Below are 14,529 nucleotides of genomic sequence, written 5' to 3'. Positions count from 1 at the left end.
ATATTAAACATGAACATATTACTCCTGGAAGATGATTTTGAACTGGCTGCTGAAATCGTCAGCTATTTTAAAAGCAAGAATTTCAATTGTGACCAGTTGTATAATGGTTCCCTGGTGGCGAGGCAATTGCAGCTGAAACCTTATGATATTGCCATCCTGGATATCAATGTGCCCGGGATTAACGGCATTGAAGTGTGCCAGCAGGTCAGGGCCGTGGATAAGAAAATACCTATCCTGATGCTGACTGCCTATGGCGAAATTGAAGACAAGGTTGAGGCCTTCAACAAAGGAGCCGATGATTATATCGTTAAACCCTTTCTTTTTGAGGAATTATTAATCAGGGTTAATGCCCTGCTGCGCAGAAGTGAGACACCCCAGTTCACCAATACAAATATTACCATTGGCGATTTATCCATCGACGTCGATAATATGACCGTAAAGCGGGCTGATGCCATTGTCAACCTGACCCCTAAGGAATTTAAGCTGCTGCTTATTTTAGCTGAAGCCAACGGCAAGGTATTGTCCAAGAAAATGATCGCGGACCGGCTCTGGGAGGACCATATTGAAACCAATCCCAATACGATTGAAGTCTACATAAATTTTTTGCGGAACAAAATCGACAAGCATGCAGAGGATAAACTCATCCATACCAAAGTTGGTTTCGGTTATTTTTTAAAGGAACTGTAATGACGCTTAAATTAAAAATATCCTTATTCATCAGCATCCTTTTTACTGTACTGTTTGGTGCTGCCGCCATCATCATTATCGGCCTGTTCTCTAATTTCAGGCAGGATGAATTTGAGCAGCGGCTGCAGGAAAAAGCGCTCACTACCATCAAACTGCTGACTGATGTTAAGGAAGTGGATAAGCAACTGCTGAAAGTTATTGACAAGAATACCATCAACAATTTATACAATGAAAAAACCCTGGTCTTCGATGCGGATTACAAGCTGATCTACAGCAGCCTGGATGATACTAAAATCAAGTGGACAGAAAATGACCTGGACTATTTAAAAGAGCATAAGGATTTTTTCAAAAGGGAAGGGGATAATGAAATTTATGGTGTTTTGTATGATATAAATAAAACGGAATTTTATGCCCTGATCTCAGCGAATGATAATATTGGTAAACGGAAACTCCAGTTTTTGATTTACCTGGTAATCATTACTTATGCTGTATTGACAGCCATTGCCTGGGTGCTCTGTTTCTACACCACCAAAAAACTATTGCTCCCGCTCGATCATTTTCACCAGCAGATCAGCCAGATCAACGAACATAACCTGGAGAAAAGGTTTCCTGTTGAAGCGCATAATAACAATGAGATATCACTGCTGGCCAGGGAATTCAATTATTTGCTGGAACGCATTGAAGATTCCTACCAGAAGCAAAAGGATTTTACTGCCCAGGCTTCCCATGAACTGAGGACGCCACTGGCGAGAATCTCCGCCCAGCTTGAGAACCGCCTGGCCAGCGTAGATGAGCAGGGTAAAGGTTTTATCCAGGCCACTTTACAGAATATCAACCAGCTCAATGAACTCATCAACTCCCTGCTGATCTTGTCTAAAATGGATAACAAGAAAACAGTCAGTCATGAACAATGCCGGCTGGATGAAACGATTTATAAAAGCATCGAAAAAGTGCATGCAGAATCAAAAGATTTCAGGGCAGTTTTGAATATTGAAAATGAGGATATCACCGAGGAGATGATGATGGTTAACGGTAATCATTTCCTGATGGAAACTGTATTTTATAACCTCCTGAAAAATGCCTGTAATTACTCTGTTAACAGGCAGGCTGAAATAACGATTTGTTCATCAGGGGAAAAGTTATGGATAAAAATAACCAATAACGGACCCGTCTTGACACCAGAGGAACAAAAAAAATTATTCCAGCCATTTATGCGGGGCGCTAATGCAAAAAAATCTTCAGGCCTTGGCCTTGGACTAAGGATTGTACAAAGGATACTTAACTATTATGGATATAATATCCAGTACCAGGCCGACCGCGGACTGAACGAGTTTACCATCTTTTTTTAAAGCCGCCTTAAGCCGTTTTTAAGGTTCATTTAAGGTATGTTAAAGACGGTTTGTCCATTTTTGCATTTTACTGAAGATGTAAATTATGACAAGAAGGTGCTTTACAGCGGTTTTTGCCTTTTTCCTCAGCATTGGCCTGCATGCGCAAAAAAGGCTTTCCCTGCAGGATTGCGAAGCCCAGTTCCAGAAAAGTAATTTATTGCTGCTATCAGAGCAATATAATATTGATATCGCAACAGCCAGGGTAGTCCAGGCAAAAATATGGGACCAGCCGGTGGTGGTAGGAGAGCTGAATGCTATCGATCCCCAGAACGGCAAGGTTTTTAATGTTGGCCAGGAAGGCCAGAAAGCCCTTGCAGTGCAGCAATTGATTTACCTGGGCGGGAAAAAGAAAAATGAGGTCGCATTTGCGAAATCCAACCTGCCAATTGCTACCCTCCAGTTTGAGCAGTTGCTTCAGGCCCTTCGGTACCAGATCCGCCAGAGTTTTTACAGTGTATATTTTGATGAGTTAAAAACAAAAACCATAGTTGCCCAGCTGGCCAGCATCGATACCCTTTCTGAAGCCTATATGGTACAATCGGAAAAAGGGAACGTGCCTTTAAAAGATGTAGTCAGGTTGCAATCACTCGCCCTGAGCCTTAAAAATGAATTGACGGAAGTACAGAAGAATATTTATGCTGAACAGGAGAACCTGAAAATACTTACAAACCTGGCTGATGATATTTTACCCCTTGTAGGGGAAGGAACTGCAGATTCCATATGCAACAAGCCATTTGCTGCAGATTTGGGCGAACTCCAGAATAAAGCCCTTGCCCAAAACCCCGAATACCTTACGACAGTGAAAATAACATCAAGCAACGAGTTGTTCCTGAAATGGCAGCAATCCCTTGCTGCGCCTGATCTTACAGTAGGAGCTGCCTACGACCAGCGTGGGGGAGCTTTTCAAAACCAGGTGAACCTTACTGTTGCCTTACCTCTTCCTTTCTGGAACAGGAATAAGGGAAATATCCAGGTAGCGGAGAAGCAGATTGCACAATCAAAATCAATGCAGCAGCAAAAAGCACTTGAGCTTACTGCGAGGATCAGCACAGCTTATAATAACCTGGTTTACCAGCAGCGGCAATACCAGAAGATCAGCAAGAGTACAGCGCCGAACCTGGAACTGGTTTATTCGGGCGTTTTACAGAATTTCCAAAAACGTAATATCTCCCTCATAGAATTTACTGATTTCATGGAAAGCTATAACCAAAGCTCAGTGTTGCTGAACGAAATGAAAAAGCAACTGCTCATAGCCGGCGAAAACCTTAATTATTTGGTCAACGAAAAAATATTTTAATAAAATGAAATACACAGTGATATTCCTGTCTTTACTCGTTTTACTTGGTTCCTGTTCACCAGAACAAAAAAAAGGACAGGTAGTGGAATCATTTGTACTGAGCGATAAAATGCTTTCCAGTACCCAAATGGCTGCTGCAACAATCCAGCCCCTTAAGACAGAATTGAGTTTTTATGGTAAGATAACTGCTGATAATAATAAGTTGATTGAGGTTTATCCTGTAGTTGGCGGAAATGTCAACAAGGTCTTTGTGGAATTAGGGGATAAGGTAACGAAAGGGCAATTGCTGGCTACGATCAGGAGTACGGAAGTCGCAGGGTTTGATAAAGAACTGGATGATGCGAAAAATGATGTGATTGTCGCAAGGAACAATTTAAGGGTAGCGCAGGAATTGTTTGAAGGCAAGTTAAATACGGAAAGGGACGTCCTGGAATCAAAAAGCCTGTTGGAAAAAGCCGAATCGCAATTAAAGAGGATGCAGGAAACCTACCGGATTTACAGCATCAAACAGGGAGCGACCTATGAAGTGCGTTCACCGTTAAACGGGTTTGTAATCCAGAAGAACATTAACCAGGATATGCAGTTAAGGAGCGACAGGACAGATAATATATTTGACATAGCAGAAATTGATGAAGTGTGGGCAATTGCCAATGTGAATGAAAGCGATATTGACCAGGTAAAACTGGGCATCGATGCATCGGTAACCACACTCAGTTATCCCGATAAGTTGTTCACAGGAAAGGTGGATAAAATCTACAATATTATAGATCCGGAAACCAAGGCCATGAAAGCGCGGATCAGGCTCCGCAATGATGGTTTTTTACTGAAACCTGAAATGAGGGCTACAATTAAAATGTCATATGCCTCAAACCGGGAGATGATTGCCGTTCCATCTGCTGCTATAATATTTGACAAGAGCAAGAGTTTCGTTATGGTATTTAAAGACCGTTACAATATTGAAACCAGGCAGGTAGAGGTTTTCAGGCAGTTGGGTGATGTAACGTATCTCGCTTCCGGGTTGAAGGAAGGGGAGAAAGTGCTGACTGCGAATCAATTACTGGTTTATGACGCTTTAAATGACTAATGAATGAATAAGTTCATCAAAAATATTATCGCTTTTTCCATTAAGAATAAGGCGTTTACTTTTTTCTGTGTCGGGGTATTGGCCATTGCCGGTTTTGTAGCATTCAGGAATATGCCTATTGAAGCTTTCCCGGATGTCACCAACACACAAATCATAATTGTAACGGAGTGGAATGGCCGAAGTGCAGAAGAAATTGAAAGGTTTGTTACCACCCCCATCGAAATCGCCATGAATTCGGTGCAAAGAAAAACCAGTGTGCGAAGTATCACCATGTTTGGGCTTTCTGTCATCAAGATCATTTTTGATGATGATGTTGAGGACTTTTTTGCACGGCAGCAGGTGAATAACCAGTTAAGGAATGTTTCCTTACCTGATGGCGTTGAGCCTGATGTCCAGCCGCCGTATGGACCAACCGGGGAAATCTTCCGGTATGTATTGAAAAGCCCAAGCCGCGATACAAGGGACCTTCTTACGCTCCAGAACTGGGTCATTGACAGGAACCTGCGTTCTGTTCCCGGGGTGGCTGACCTGGTTGCTTTTGGCGGGCAGGAAAAAGTGTATGAAGTAAGTGTGGACCCGAACCGATTGTCAAAATATGATGTAACACCCCTGGAGGTATACGACGCCGTTAACAAGAGTAACCTCAACGTCGGTGGCGATGTTATTGAGAAAAACGGGCAGGCCTATGTTGTACGTGGCGTGGGTTTGCTTGGTTCAATACAGGATATAGAAAACATTATTGTAAAGGAATTTGGCAATAACCCGGTTTTGGTCAAGAACCTGGCTGATGTAAAGGAGAGTTCCCTGCCAAGGGTGGGCCAGGTAGGATTAAATGACAGCGACGATGTGGTAGAAGGTATTGTCGTGATGCGTAAGGGAGAGAATCCCAAGGAAGTGCTGGAGCGGGTCAAAGCAAAAATACAGGAGCTGAATGAGCGTATCCTTCCCAAGGATGTGAAGATGGAAACCTTCTATGACCGCGATAACCTCATGAATTACACCACGCATACCGTAATGCATAATGTAATTGAGGGTATCGTATTTGTAACCGTCATCGTATTCCTGTTTATGGCAGACTGGCGAACAACCGTAACAGTGTCCATTGTGATCCCGCTTTCTTTACTGTTCGCTTTTTTATGTTTGAAGTTAAAAGGAATGAGTGCCAACCTGCTTTCCCTGGGGGCAGTTGATTTCGGTATTATTATAGACGGGGCCGTTGTAATGGTGGAAGGGGTGTTTGTGGCATTGGACTCGCTTGCCCATAAAGTGGGGATGGATGCCTACAATAAGCTGGCTAAAGGAAAGATTGTGAAGAAAACAGGTGCTGAGATGGGTAAGGCAATTTTCTTTTCCAAGCTGATCATTATTACTGCCTTGCTGCCAATATTTTCTTTCCAGAAAGTGGAGGGCAAAATGTTTTCTCCCCTGGCATACACTTTAGGGTTTGCCTTGCTGGGTGCATTGATATTTACCCTGACCCTGGTTCCTGTCCTTTGCCATATTTTCCTGAATAAAAATGTGAAGGAAAAGCATAACCCTTTTGTGAATTTCTGGAACAAGATTGTTGAAAAAGGATTCGCCTTTACGTTCAGGTATAAAAAGCTGACATTGTTAATTGCAGGCGCATGTATAACACTCACTTTTATTTCGGCAAAATTTTTGGGCACTGAATTTTTACCACAATTAAATGAAGGTGCATTATGGGTGGAGGCTAAATTCCCCATGAGCCAGAGTTTAGCGGAAACGGTTAAGCGAACCTCTTTGCTAAGAAAGGAATTGCAGCAGTTCCCGGAAGTAAACGGGGTGCTGTCGCAGGTAGGCCGTAGCAACGATGGTACTGACCCCAGTGGGTTTTACTATGTCCAGATGCAGGTAAACCTGAAACAAAAGGAAGATTGGAAAAGGAAAATCAGCATGGATGACCTGGTAAGGGAAATGGATGATTCATTAAGTAAATACCAGGGAATCGGGTATAACTATTCGCAGCCCATCATAGACAATGTGGCCGAGAGTGTTGCAGGTATTAACGCCTCTAACGCGGTGAAAATTTATGGTGAGGACCTTGATAAGTTAGATGAGCTGGCTAACGAAGTAATTAAGCAAATTGAGCATGTGCAGGGGATCAAGGATGTAGGTATTTTGAGAAATGTGGGCCAGCCGGAAATCAGTGTGATCCTTGACAGGGAACTGATGGCCGCTTATGGTGTAACACTTTCTGATGCACAGGCAGTACTTGAAATGGCATTCGGCGGAAAAACGGCCACGCAAAAATATGAAGGGGAGAAAAAGTTTGATGTACGGGTAAGGTACCTGAAAGAGTACAGGAGGAGTGAGGCAGATATGGCGAACCTGAAAGTGCCTACTGCAGCAGGAGCAAAAATTCCACTGAAAGAAATCGCCGTCATTAAAAAAATAACCGGTCCGGCATTTATATACCGTGATAATACCAAGCGGTTTATCGGGGTGAAATTTTCCGTAAGGGACAGGGACCTTGGCAGCACCATCAATGAGGCACAGCGGAATGTTGAAAAAAATATACAGTTGCCAACCGGCTATTCCATTGGCTGGACGGGAGAATTTGAGAACCAGGTAAGGGCAACTTCAAGGTTGGCCCAGGTGGTACCCATCAGCCTGATCTGTATTTTTGTATTGCTGTTTATCATGTTTGGTAATGTGAAAGACTCACTGATAGTTTTGGCGAATGTGCCTTTTGCCATCATTGGCGGCATTTTAGCCCTTCATATCACAGGAATAAATTTTGGTATCTCAGGCGGGGTAGGCTTTATTGCCTTGTTTGGTATCTGTATCCAGAATGGGGTGATACTGATCACTGAATTCCATAACAATATGCGTCGGAACCTGGAGTTAAACATTGCTATTAAGGAAGCAGTTAAAGTGCGGACCAGGCCTGTGGTTATGACGGCATTAATGGCATCAATCGGTTTGTTGCCGGCTGCAATCAGTACCGGTATTGGCTCAGAATCGCAAAAACCGCTTGCAGTGGTTATTATTGGCGGGTTGATTACAGCCACCATCTTAACCTTGCTGGTTTTTCCTATTATCTTTTGGGTTTTTAACCGTAACAGGAATGAGCCGATAACTAATCATGTTTAATGTTCCTGGCTATTGCCATACAGCCTTATAGGATTAGTTTATAAGTCCATGCTTTTTTCAAACCAGAGTTGCTTTTGGGTATCTGTGGTTAAAAGGCTGTATTGCAATTGCCGGGTCTTGCCCGTGCGTTTGCTGCCTTTGTACACAGGGAAGCGCTGCATCAGGGCATTATCGCCGATCTGGAATTCATCATAACCGCTATGGCCTTCAGCGAGGGCATCCTGGTTATTAGAGTTATTGGTTGTGAAAGGAAGCAGGAACCTGCCATTGTCGACCGTAAATCCATGGATTTCGCTGTGTACTTTATCGGCCGCAGTTTCCCATATTACCAGCTCAGGCCAGCCATCACGGTCTATGTCCCCAAATAGTACATCATGAACTTTACCGGTAATGGATATTGTTTGCGGTTTATTGTCTGCCTTCAGGCCTTTTGGTGTGACTGTAATAGTATTTCCTGAATCTAGTCCCGGTGAACTGATTGTGAACCCCAGGTTATTATAAGCGAGGGTCTTTTCAAACGGAACCGGTTTCCTGGGCGCGTCTTTGCTGCGTTCGGACTTTCTGCCCTGTGCCATGAGGTTATCCGTAGTGAATCCGGCGAAAAGGGCCAACAGGAACAGCATACAAATCGGGCGGACAGGTTGCATAATTGATAATTTTCAATAGAACGGATAAAACACCTGTTTTTGTGCGTAAGGCCAGTAGATTTTTGTGGAGGGATTAAAGGATTACCTGAAGTTGGGGAAACAGAACTTTATATATTTGGAAGGATAAAAAAATAACCATGCATCAATCAATGCGAAGGGTAGCCTTCTTTTTCTTTTTTTATAGTTTGGCAGCAATTGCAGTAGCGCAAAATAAAACTACCACAGCTTTTAAGGATAGTTTGCCTGGCAAGGAGTTCATATTTGAACAGGGTAAATATTTCCCTCAATGTCATGCGTCTACCGTTTTGCACCTTAAAAATGGCCAGTTCCTTGCAGCCTGGTTTGCCGGTAAGGAGGAAAAAAATGATGATGTTGGTATCTGGCTTTCCCGCCGGGTAAACGGTAAATGGGAAGCACCAAAAGAAGTGGCCAAGATCCGCGATGACCCACATTGGAACCCTGTTCTTTTCCAATCCCCTGCCGGTAGAATATTTCTATACTTCAAAGTAGGGAAGGAAATACCGCACTGGGAAACCTGGGTGCAATATTCTGATGACCTTGGAAAGACATGGTCTGCCGCCTATGAACTTGTAAAGGGGGATAAAGGCGGAAGAGGACCGGTTAAGAATAAACCGATCATCCTTTCTGATGGCAGCTGGCTGGCCGGCGCTTCGCATGAAGATAATGGTGAGCATGCTTTCGTGGACCGCAGTACCGACGGTGGAAAAACCTGGACTGCCTCACCCTACCTGACTGTGGGTGATCCGGCCCTTGCAGACCAGCGGCTCATCCAGCCAACACTTTGGGAGTCGGCACCAGGGCATGTGCATATGTTGATACGCAGCAGTATTGGCTTTATTTGCCGCAGCGATTCAAAGGATGGCGGCAAGACGTGGTCACCGGTATACAAGACTACCCTGGGTAATCCCAATAGTGGCATTGATTTGACAAAGCTACCTGATGGCAGGTTGGTTTTGGCGTATAATCCGGATAACAAAGATGAAGGCGACCGGTCACCGATTTTACTGGCGGTTTCTTCGGATAACGGGAAAACCTGGCCAAAGCAAATACTTATTGAAAATGCCCCGCCTGACCATGAATTCTCTTATCCGGCCGTAATCAGTTTTGGGGATTCCATTGCGATCACCTACACCTGGGAACGCCGGAATATCCGGTTCTGGACAGGATCAATCAGGAATCTCAAATCTTTGAAATAACAAGCATATGTACCAGGCAAATTCAGATCGGTACCAATCCATGGAGTACCGCCGTTGCGGCAGAAGCGGATTAAAACTTCCTGCTGTATCCCTTGGGTTGTGGCATAATTTCGGGCATATCGACAGCCTGGAAAACGCCCGCAATATTTTGCGGCTCGCATTTGATAAAGGTATCACGCATTTTGACCTGGCGAATAATTATGGTCCGCCCCCGGGAGCGGCTGAAGAAAATTTCGGTAAGATTTTTAAGGATGATTTTAAGCCCTACCGCGATGAGTTAATCATTTCCTCAAAAGCTGGCTGGGGCATGTGGGATGGTCCCTATGGCGACTGGGGATCAAAAAAATATTTAGTGGCCAGCCTTGACCAAAGCCTGAAGCGCATGGGCCTGGAATATGTAGATATTTTTTACCACCATCGTCCGGATCCTGAAACGCCACTGGAAGAAACAATGGCAACCCTTGACCTGATGGTGCGTCAGGGGAAAGCATTATATGTTGGGATATCGAGCTATATGCCGGCCGAAGCAGCGAAGGCCATTGAAATATTAAAATCTCTTGGTACGCCCTGCCTGATCCACCAGCCGAAATATTCGATGTTCGATAGGTGGGTGGAGGATGGCCTGTTGGATGTCCTGGGCGAAACGGGTGTTGGCTGCATTCCCTTCTCGCCCCTGGCACAAGGTATACTGACCAATAAGTATTTAAACGGCATACCGCAGGGCTCAAGGGCATCCAGCCATCGCGGCAACGGGGCAATCGAAGAAGACCAGGTTTCAGCAGATAAGATCAATAAAGTGCGGCAGTTAAATGAACTGGCAAAAGAACGCGGACAGCAACTGGCCCATATGGCCCTGGCCTGGATTCTTAAAGACCCAAGGATCACATCAGTCCTGATTGGTGTAAGCCGGCCGGAGCAGGTCACCGATTCCCTGGAATGCCTGAAGAATTACAATTTTACCAGTGAAGAGCTTTCAAGGATCAACCAGATTTTAGGGTAGCAGTAAATTCAAAAATCCGGAGAGTTGTCATGAGGCTGAAGATGCGTTCAGTACCCTGTTAACGGCCTGTTTAAATAACCTGCCAATGGGTAATTCAGAAGTTGTAATGACCAGTGATTGTTACCAGTATACAGTCAGGTAACCAGGTCAATATATTTAGTATTCAAAAGGAGTTGGTGCGCTAACTCCGTTTTCGGTAATTCCAGATGGCAAGGCTATTCAAAGCCAGGCCAAAAAGTAAAATTTTGAAAAGATGATCCCGGATATCATATAATGTACTGCCCTTCAGCACCACCATACGCATAACATCAATGAAATACGAAATGGGGTTGAACCGGGTAAAAGCCTGTGCCCATGGCGGCATACTTTCTATTGAAGTAAATAGTCCGCCCAGCAAAATGAAGATCATCATCAGGAAAAGTGATATCAGCATAGACTGTTGCTGCGTGGAGGCAAATGTTGAAACCAGCAGGCCCAATCCTAAAACCGCTATGAGATAAAGGGCTGAAAAAACATAAATGGTGACCAGGCTGCCAACCGGAACAATATCATATATAAGCCAGGATATGAATAACCCGATAGTGAGTACTACCAGTCCAAGGACCCAGAATGGAATCAGTTTCCCAAGAACGAATTGATATTTCCTGATCGGTGTAACGTTGATCTGTTCCAGTGTGCCTGTCTCTTTTTCATTTACGATGTTTATGGCAGAAAGAAATGCGCCTACTATGGTAATGAGAAGTACCTGGATGCCCGGAACCATAAACAGACGATAACTCATCAGGGGATTATACCAGTTTGAAGACGCAATGGAAATAACCGGATGCAGGTTTTGGCGGGGAAGCTGTATCAATTCCGTTTGCAGTTCCTGGTTGAAGTCCTGGATGACGCTTCGCAGGTATGCACCGCCCAGGTTTGCTTTAACCCCATTGACCGCATTGATAGCAATGAATAAAGTGGATGTGTTTTCGCGAACCAGGTTTTTTTCGAAGGCAGCCGGAATTTGCAGGATCAAATCGGCCTTATCATACTCAACGTACTGTAAGGCTTTGGCATAGGAATCGGTAAAATCAACCAGTTTGAAATATGCCGTGGAAGTAATTTTGTGAACCAATCGTTGTGATGCAGGTGAACGATCGTAATCCACCACGCAGATTTTTACATTTTTTACTTCATAGTCTGCAGCCAATGGCAATAGAAGCAGTTGTATTACCGGAAGAATAAATAATATGCGAAGGATAGCCGGATTTCGAAATACCTGCCTGAACTCTTTCTCCAGTAAGAACAGCAAGGCTTTCATTCTAACCGTGTTTTGAAATTTAAAATACTCACCGCCAGGAAGAATACTGTCATAACCGCCAGGATAAGTGTTTCTTTCCAGACATATTCAAATCCAAGTCCTTTTATCATGATATTGATTACGGTGGTGTAAAACCACCGGGCCGGAACAGCATGTGAAATAAAGCGGAGAACTGCGGGCATATTTTCAACGGGGAACATAAACCCGCTCAGCATAGCGGTAGGCAAAAAAAGTACCACCACAGAAAGCAACATGGCCACTTGTTGGGAATTGGATATGGAAGAAATCAACAATCCGAGTGCAAGGGATGCAATGGTGAACATCATGCACTCAAGTATCAGTAAAACAAGATTTCCCTGGATCGGAACATCAAGCACATATACACTCAGCAGTAATATGCTTCCAATGTTTACCACCGACATCAGGAAATAGGGAACCATTTTAGCAAACACCAGTCGCATGGGAACAATAGGTGATACGAGGATAACCTCCATGGTTCCTATTTCCTTTTCACGTGCAATGGAAATTGAGGTCATTATGGCACATACAAGCATGAGTACCATGGCCATCACACCGGGTACGAAATTATAGGATCCTTTCAATTGCGGATTGTACAACATCCGGATTTCTGTATTAATGCGCAAAGGAATTTCAGCAGCATTCCGAAAGCCAGCCTGATAATCCATTATAACTGCAGTCGCATAGTTGATCAGCGCATTGGATGTATTCGGATCGCTGGCATCACCGATCAGCTGGATGGTTGCTGTGTTCGTGTGTAACAGCTCCTGGTTAAAGTTGGGGGGGAACACAACCGCCAGTTTAATCTTTCCGGACCGGAATGTTGCTTCCAGTTTATCATTAGAAGGAATATACTCCAGGATATCAAAATAGCGGCTGGCCTCAAGTTGGTCAATGATAGCCCGGGTTGCTTTGTCCTTTGAATTATCAAGAACAGCAATGCGTGAATTCTTTACTTCATTTGTCAGTGCAAAGCCAAATATGAGGATCAGTGCGAGTGGCAGGCACAGGAGAATAAAAAAGGTTTGCCTGTCACGTACCAGGTGGTAGAATTCTTTTTTTACGAAAAATAAAAATTGCCTCATTGCTTTGTTATTGGTTACCCGTCCCCTCTCTTCGCTTTTCTTGCCAGTTGCAAAAACACTTCGCCCATATCTTTGGCAGCGTACTTTGCCTTTAACACGCCAGTTGTATCCAGTGCTTCAACCTGTCCATCAACCATAATGGCAACCCGGTTGCAGTATTCTGCTTCATCCATGTAATGTGTTGTCACGAAAACGGTAGTTCCCCGGTCAGCCGCTTCGAAAATCAAGGTCCAGAACTCCCTTCGGGTAATAGGATCCACGCCGCCTGTCGGTTCATCCAGGAACACAATTTTCGGATCGTGTATCATTGCTACAGAAAGCGCCAGCTTCTGCTTCCAGCCTAATGGCAATGACTTAACCAGCGAGTTAATGCTGTCTTCCAGTTTAAGTTTTTTTACCAGCAGATTGGTCTTTGACCTGATATCGGAAAGGCTTAATCCATAGATGCCTCCGTAGAAACGGATGTTCTCGCGAATCGTGAGGTCTTCATACAATGAAAACTTCTGGCTCATGTAGCCGATATTTTCCTTGATCCTGTTGGCATTTTTATACAGGTCATAACCAGCTACACTTGCTTCCCCGCTGGTTGGCCTGGATAATCCGCACAACATGCGCATTGCAGTGGTTTTCCCCGCTCCATTGGCTCCCAGGAAACCGAAGATCTCGCCCTGCTCAATATCAAAGGTGATATTGTCCACCGCGGTGAAGGACCCAAACCGTTTGGTTAAATTCCGGACTGAAATTACCTTCATGATTTTTTGTGTTGTTCCATCAGTTCCATAAAACAATCTTCAATACCTGGATTAATCTTTTCAAACCTTACGGACTTGTGACCAAGTTGGTTCAGTCTTGTTTCCACCAGCCTTGCATTTTCTTCACTGCCATTAAAAGTGACATGGTGTTCCTGTCCGAATGGAAAGCAGGAATTCACTTCCTGTTGCGCCTTCAGGTCCGTTAATAATTTGAACATGTTTTCCGCCCGGGCCGACCACAATACCTGGTCAAACTGTTTGGTTATGGCTTCAGGTGTATCAATGCCAAGGATCCGGCCTTCCTGGACCAATGCCACGCGGTCGCATAAACCTGCTTCGTCCATATAAGGTGTAGATACCAGGATAGTTATGGTTTGCTTCTGCAGGTTATGCAGCAATTCCCAGAATTCCCTTCGGGAAACGGCATCAACACCTGTTGTAGGTTCATCCAGGAAAAGTACGGATGGCTTATGTATGAGTGCGCAACAAAGCGCGAGTTTTTGTTTCATACCACCGGACAGGGCACCTGCCTTGCGCTTTTTGAATTTTTCAATCTGGATATAAATGTCTTTTATTAAATCGTAGTTCTCTTTTATGGAAGTATTGAACAGGGTGGCGAAGAAGGAGAGATTTTCCTGTACTGTTAAATCCTGGTAAAGGGAAAAGCGGCCCGGCATATAGCCGACACGCTTTCTTATCTGTTTAAAATCTTTCACCACATCAAAGCCATCCACTGAAGCCGTTCCGCTACCGGCAAGCATCAGCGTGGTAAGGATCCGGAACAGGGTCGTTTTGCCTGCCCCATCCGGACCAATCAGCCCAAACAACTCACCGCGATCTACCCCAAAAGAAATATCGTGCAGGGCAGTCACCACAGACTTCCCCGCTTTGAATGTTTTCCTGATGTTATTTACTTCTACTGCCTGCATAATTCCTG

General features: G+C 44.3%; 12 protein-coding genes. 7 read left to right on the top strand and 5 right to left on the bottom strand.

Features of this window, described 5'->3' with window-relative positions; all coding sequences use genetic code 11:
* The first annotated feature begins 9 nt into the window (after positions 1-9).
* The 5 genes from LAQ65_RS06965 (at position 10) to LAQ65_RS06945 (ending at position 7,573) form a co-directional block, all read left to right on the top strand.
* The gene (locus LAQ65_RS06965) at positions 10-687 is read left to right on the top strand and encodes a response regulator transcription factor (protein ID WP_224116228.1); all 678 of its coding nucleotides are present in this window, start codon (positions 10-12) and stop codon (positions 685-687) included.
* The gene (locus tag LAQ65_RS06960) at positions 687-2,036 is read left to right on the top strand and encodes a sensor histidine kinase (protein WP_224116227.1); all 1,350 of its coding nucleotides are present in this window, start codon (positions 687-689) and stop codon (positions 2,034-2,036) included. Before LAQ65_RS06965 ends, LAQ65_RS06960 begins: the two co-directional genes overlap by 1 nt.
* 85 nt (positions 2,037-2,121) lie before the next feature.
* Positions 2,122-3,375 (top strand): TolC family protein, encoded by a 1,254-nt coding sequence (locus tag LAQ65_RS06955; RefSeq protein ID WP_224116226.1) that lies wholly within the window; start codon positions 2,122-2,124, stop codon positions 3,373-3,375.
* Between the two features lie 4 nt (positions 3,376-3,379).
* Positions 3,380-4,459 (top strand): efflux RND transporter periplasmic adaptor subunit, encoded by a 1,080-nt coding sequence (locus LAQ65_RS06950; protein WP_224116225.1) that lies wholly within the window; start codon positions 3,380-3,382, stop codon positions 4,457-4,459.
* Between the two features lie 3 nt (positions 4,460-4,462).
* Entirely contained in the window at positions 4,463-7,573 is a 3,111-nt protein-coding gene (locus LAQ65_RS06945; RefSeq protein WP_224116224.1) for an efflux RND transporter permease subunit, read from the top strand.
* A gap of 38 nt (positions 7,574-7,611) precedes the next feature.
* On the opposite strand, the gene LAQ65_RS06940 is transcribed toward LAQ65_RS06945, so the two are convergent.
* Positions 7,612-8,220 carry a hypothetical protein gene (locus LAQ65_RS06940; protein WP_224116223.1) on the bottom strand — a complete coding sequence of 203 codons (609 nt, stop codon included), beginning with the start codon at positions 8,218-8,220 and terminating at the stop codon, positions 7,612-7,614.
* A 137-nt stretch (positions 8,221-8,357) separates the two neighbouring features.
* Between LAQ65_RS06940 and LAQ65_RS06935 the strand changes: the two genes are divergently transcribed.
* On the top strand, positions 8,358-9,437 hold the full coding sequence (locus LAQ65_RS06935; protein ID WP_224116222.1) for a sialidase family protein: 1,080 nt from the start codon (positions 8,358-8,360) through the stop codon (positions 9,435-9,437).
* Between the two features lie 7 nt (positions 9,438-9,444).
* Positions 9,445-10,437, top strand: coding sequence for an L-glyceraldehyde 3-phosphate reductase (mgrA, locus tag LAQ65_RS06930; protein WP_224116221.1), 993 nt, complete (start codon positions 9,445-9,447; stop codon positions 10,435-10,437).
* 181 nt (positions 10,438-10,618) lie between these two features.
* Here mgrA and LAQ65_RS06925 read toward each other — a convergent pair whose 3' ends face one another.
* The 4 genes from LAQ65_RS06925 to LAQ65_RS06910 are packed head-to-tail and all read right to left on the bottom strand — an operon-like array spanning position 10,619 to position 14,521.
* Positions 10,619-11,737, bottom strand: coding sequence for an ABC transporter permease (locus LAQ65_RS06925; protein WP_224116220.1), 1,119 nt, complete (start codon positions 11,735-11,737; stop codon positions 10,619-10,621).
* Positions 11,734-12,840 carry an ABC transporter permease gene (locus LAQ65_RS06920; protein ID WP_224116219.1) on the bottom strand — a complete coding sequence of 369 codons (1,107 nt, stop codon included), beginning with the start codon at positions 12,838-12,840 and terminating at the stop codon, positions 11,734-11,736. The genes LAQ65_RS06925 and LAQ65_RS06920 overlap by 4 nt, the downstream gene beginning before the upstream one ends.
* Before the next feature lie 14 nt (positions 12,841-12,854).
* Positions 12,855-13,592 (bottom strand): ABC transporter ATP-binding protein, encoded by a 738-nt coding sequence (locus tag LAQ65_RS06915; RefSeq protein ID WP_224116218.1) that lies wholly within the window; start codon positions 13,590-13,592, stop codon positions 12,855-12,857.
* Positions 13,589-14,521 (bottom strand): ABC transporter ATP-binding protein, encoded by a 933-nt coding sequence (locus LAQ65_RS06910; RefSeq protein WP_224116217.1) that lies wholly within the window; start codon positions 14,519-14,521, stop codon positions 13,589-13,591. Before LAQ65_RS06910 ends, LAQ65_RS06915 begins: the two co-directional genes overlap by 4 nt.
* Positions 14,522-14,529: the final 8 nt, after the last annotated feature.

Source organism: Flavihumibacter profundi, assembly GCF_020076305.1.
Lineage (GTDB): Bacteria > Bacteroidota > Bacteroidia > Chitinophagales > Chitinophagaceae > Flavihumibacter > Flavihumibacter profundi.
The sequence above is the reverse complement of the archived record's forward strand: the minus strand, read 5'-3'. Positions and strand labels throughout refer to the sequence as shown.

Bases quoted from the DNA above. Each gene is read 5' to 3' on its own strand.
- LAQ65_RS06940 (WP_224116223.1), bottom strand. From the start codon at position 8,220: ATGCAACCTGTCCGCCCGATTTGTATGCTGTTCCTGTTGGCCCTTTTC.
- LAQ65_RS06925 (WP_224116220.1), bottom strand. From the start codon at position 11,737: ATGAAAGCCTTGCTGTTCTTACTGGAGAAAGAGTTCAGGCAGGTATTT.
- LAQ65_RS06950 (WP_224116225.1), top strand. From the start codon at position 3,380: ATGAAATACACAGTGATATTCCTGTCTTTACTCGTTTTACTTGGTTCC.
- LAQ65_RS06910 (WP_224116217.1), bottom strand. From the start codon at position 14,521: ATGCAGGCAGTAGAAGTAAATAACATCAGGAAAACATTCAAAGCGGGG.
- LAQ65_RS06960 (WP_224116227.1), top strand. From the start codon at position 687: ATGACGCTTAAATTAAAAATATCCTTATTCATCAGCATCCTTTTTACT.
- LAQ65_RS06945 (WP_224116224.1), top strand. From the start codon at position 4,463: ATGAATAAGTTCATCAAAAATATTATCGCTTTTTCCATTAAGAATAAG.
- LAQ65_RS06920 (WP_224116219.1), bottom strand. From the start codon at position 12,840: ATGAGGCAATTTTTATTTTTCGTAAAAAAAGAATTCTACCACCTGGTA.
- mgrA (WP_224116221.1), top strand. From the start codon at position 9,445: ATGTACCAGGCAAATTCAGATCGGTACCAATCCATGGAGTACCGCCGT.
- LAQ65_RS06935 (WP_224116222.1), top strand. From the start codon at position 8,358: ATGCATCAATCAATGCGAAGGGTAGCCTTCTTTTTCTTTTTTTATAGT.
- LAQ65_RS06955 (WP_224116226.1), top strand. From the start codon at position 2,122: ATGACAAGAAGGTGCTTTACAGCGGTTTTTGCCTTTTTCCTCAGCATT.
- LAQ65_RS06915 (WP_224116218.1), bottom strand. From the start codon at position 13,592: ATGAAGGTAATTTCAGTCCGGAATTTAACCAAACGGTTTGGGTCCTTC.
- LAQ65_RS06965 (WP_224116228.1), top strand. From the start codon at position 10: ATGAACATATTACTCCTGGAAGATGATTTTGAACTGGCTGCTGAAATC.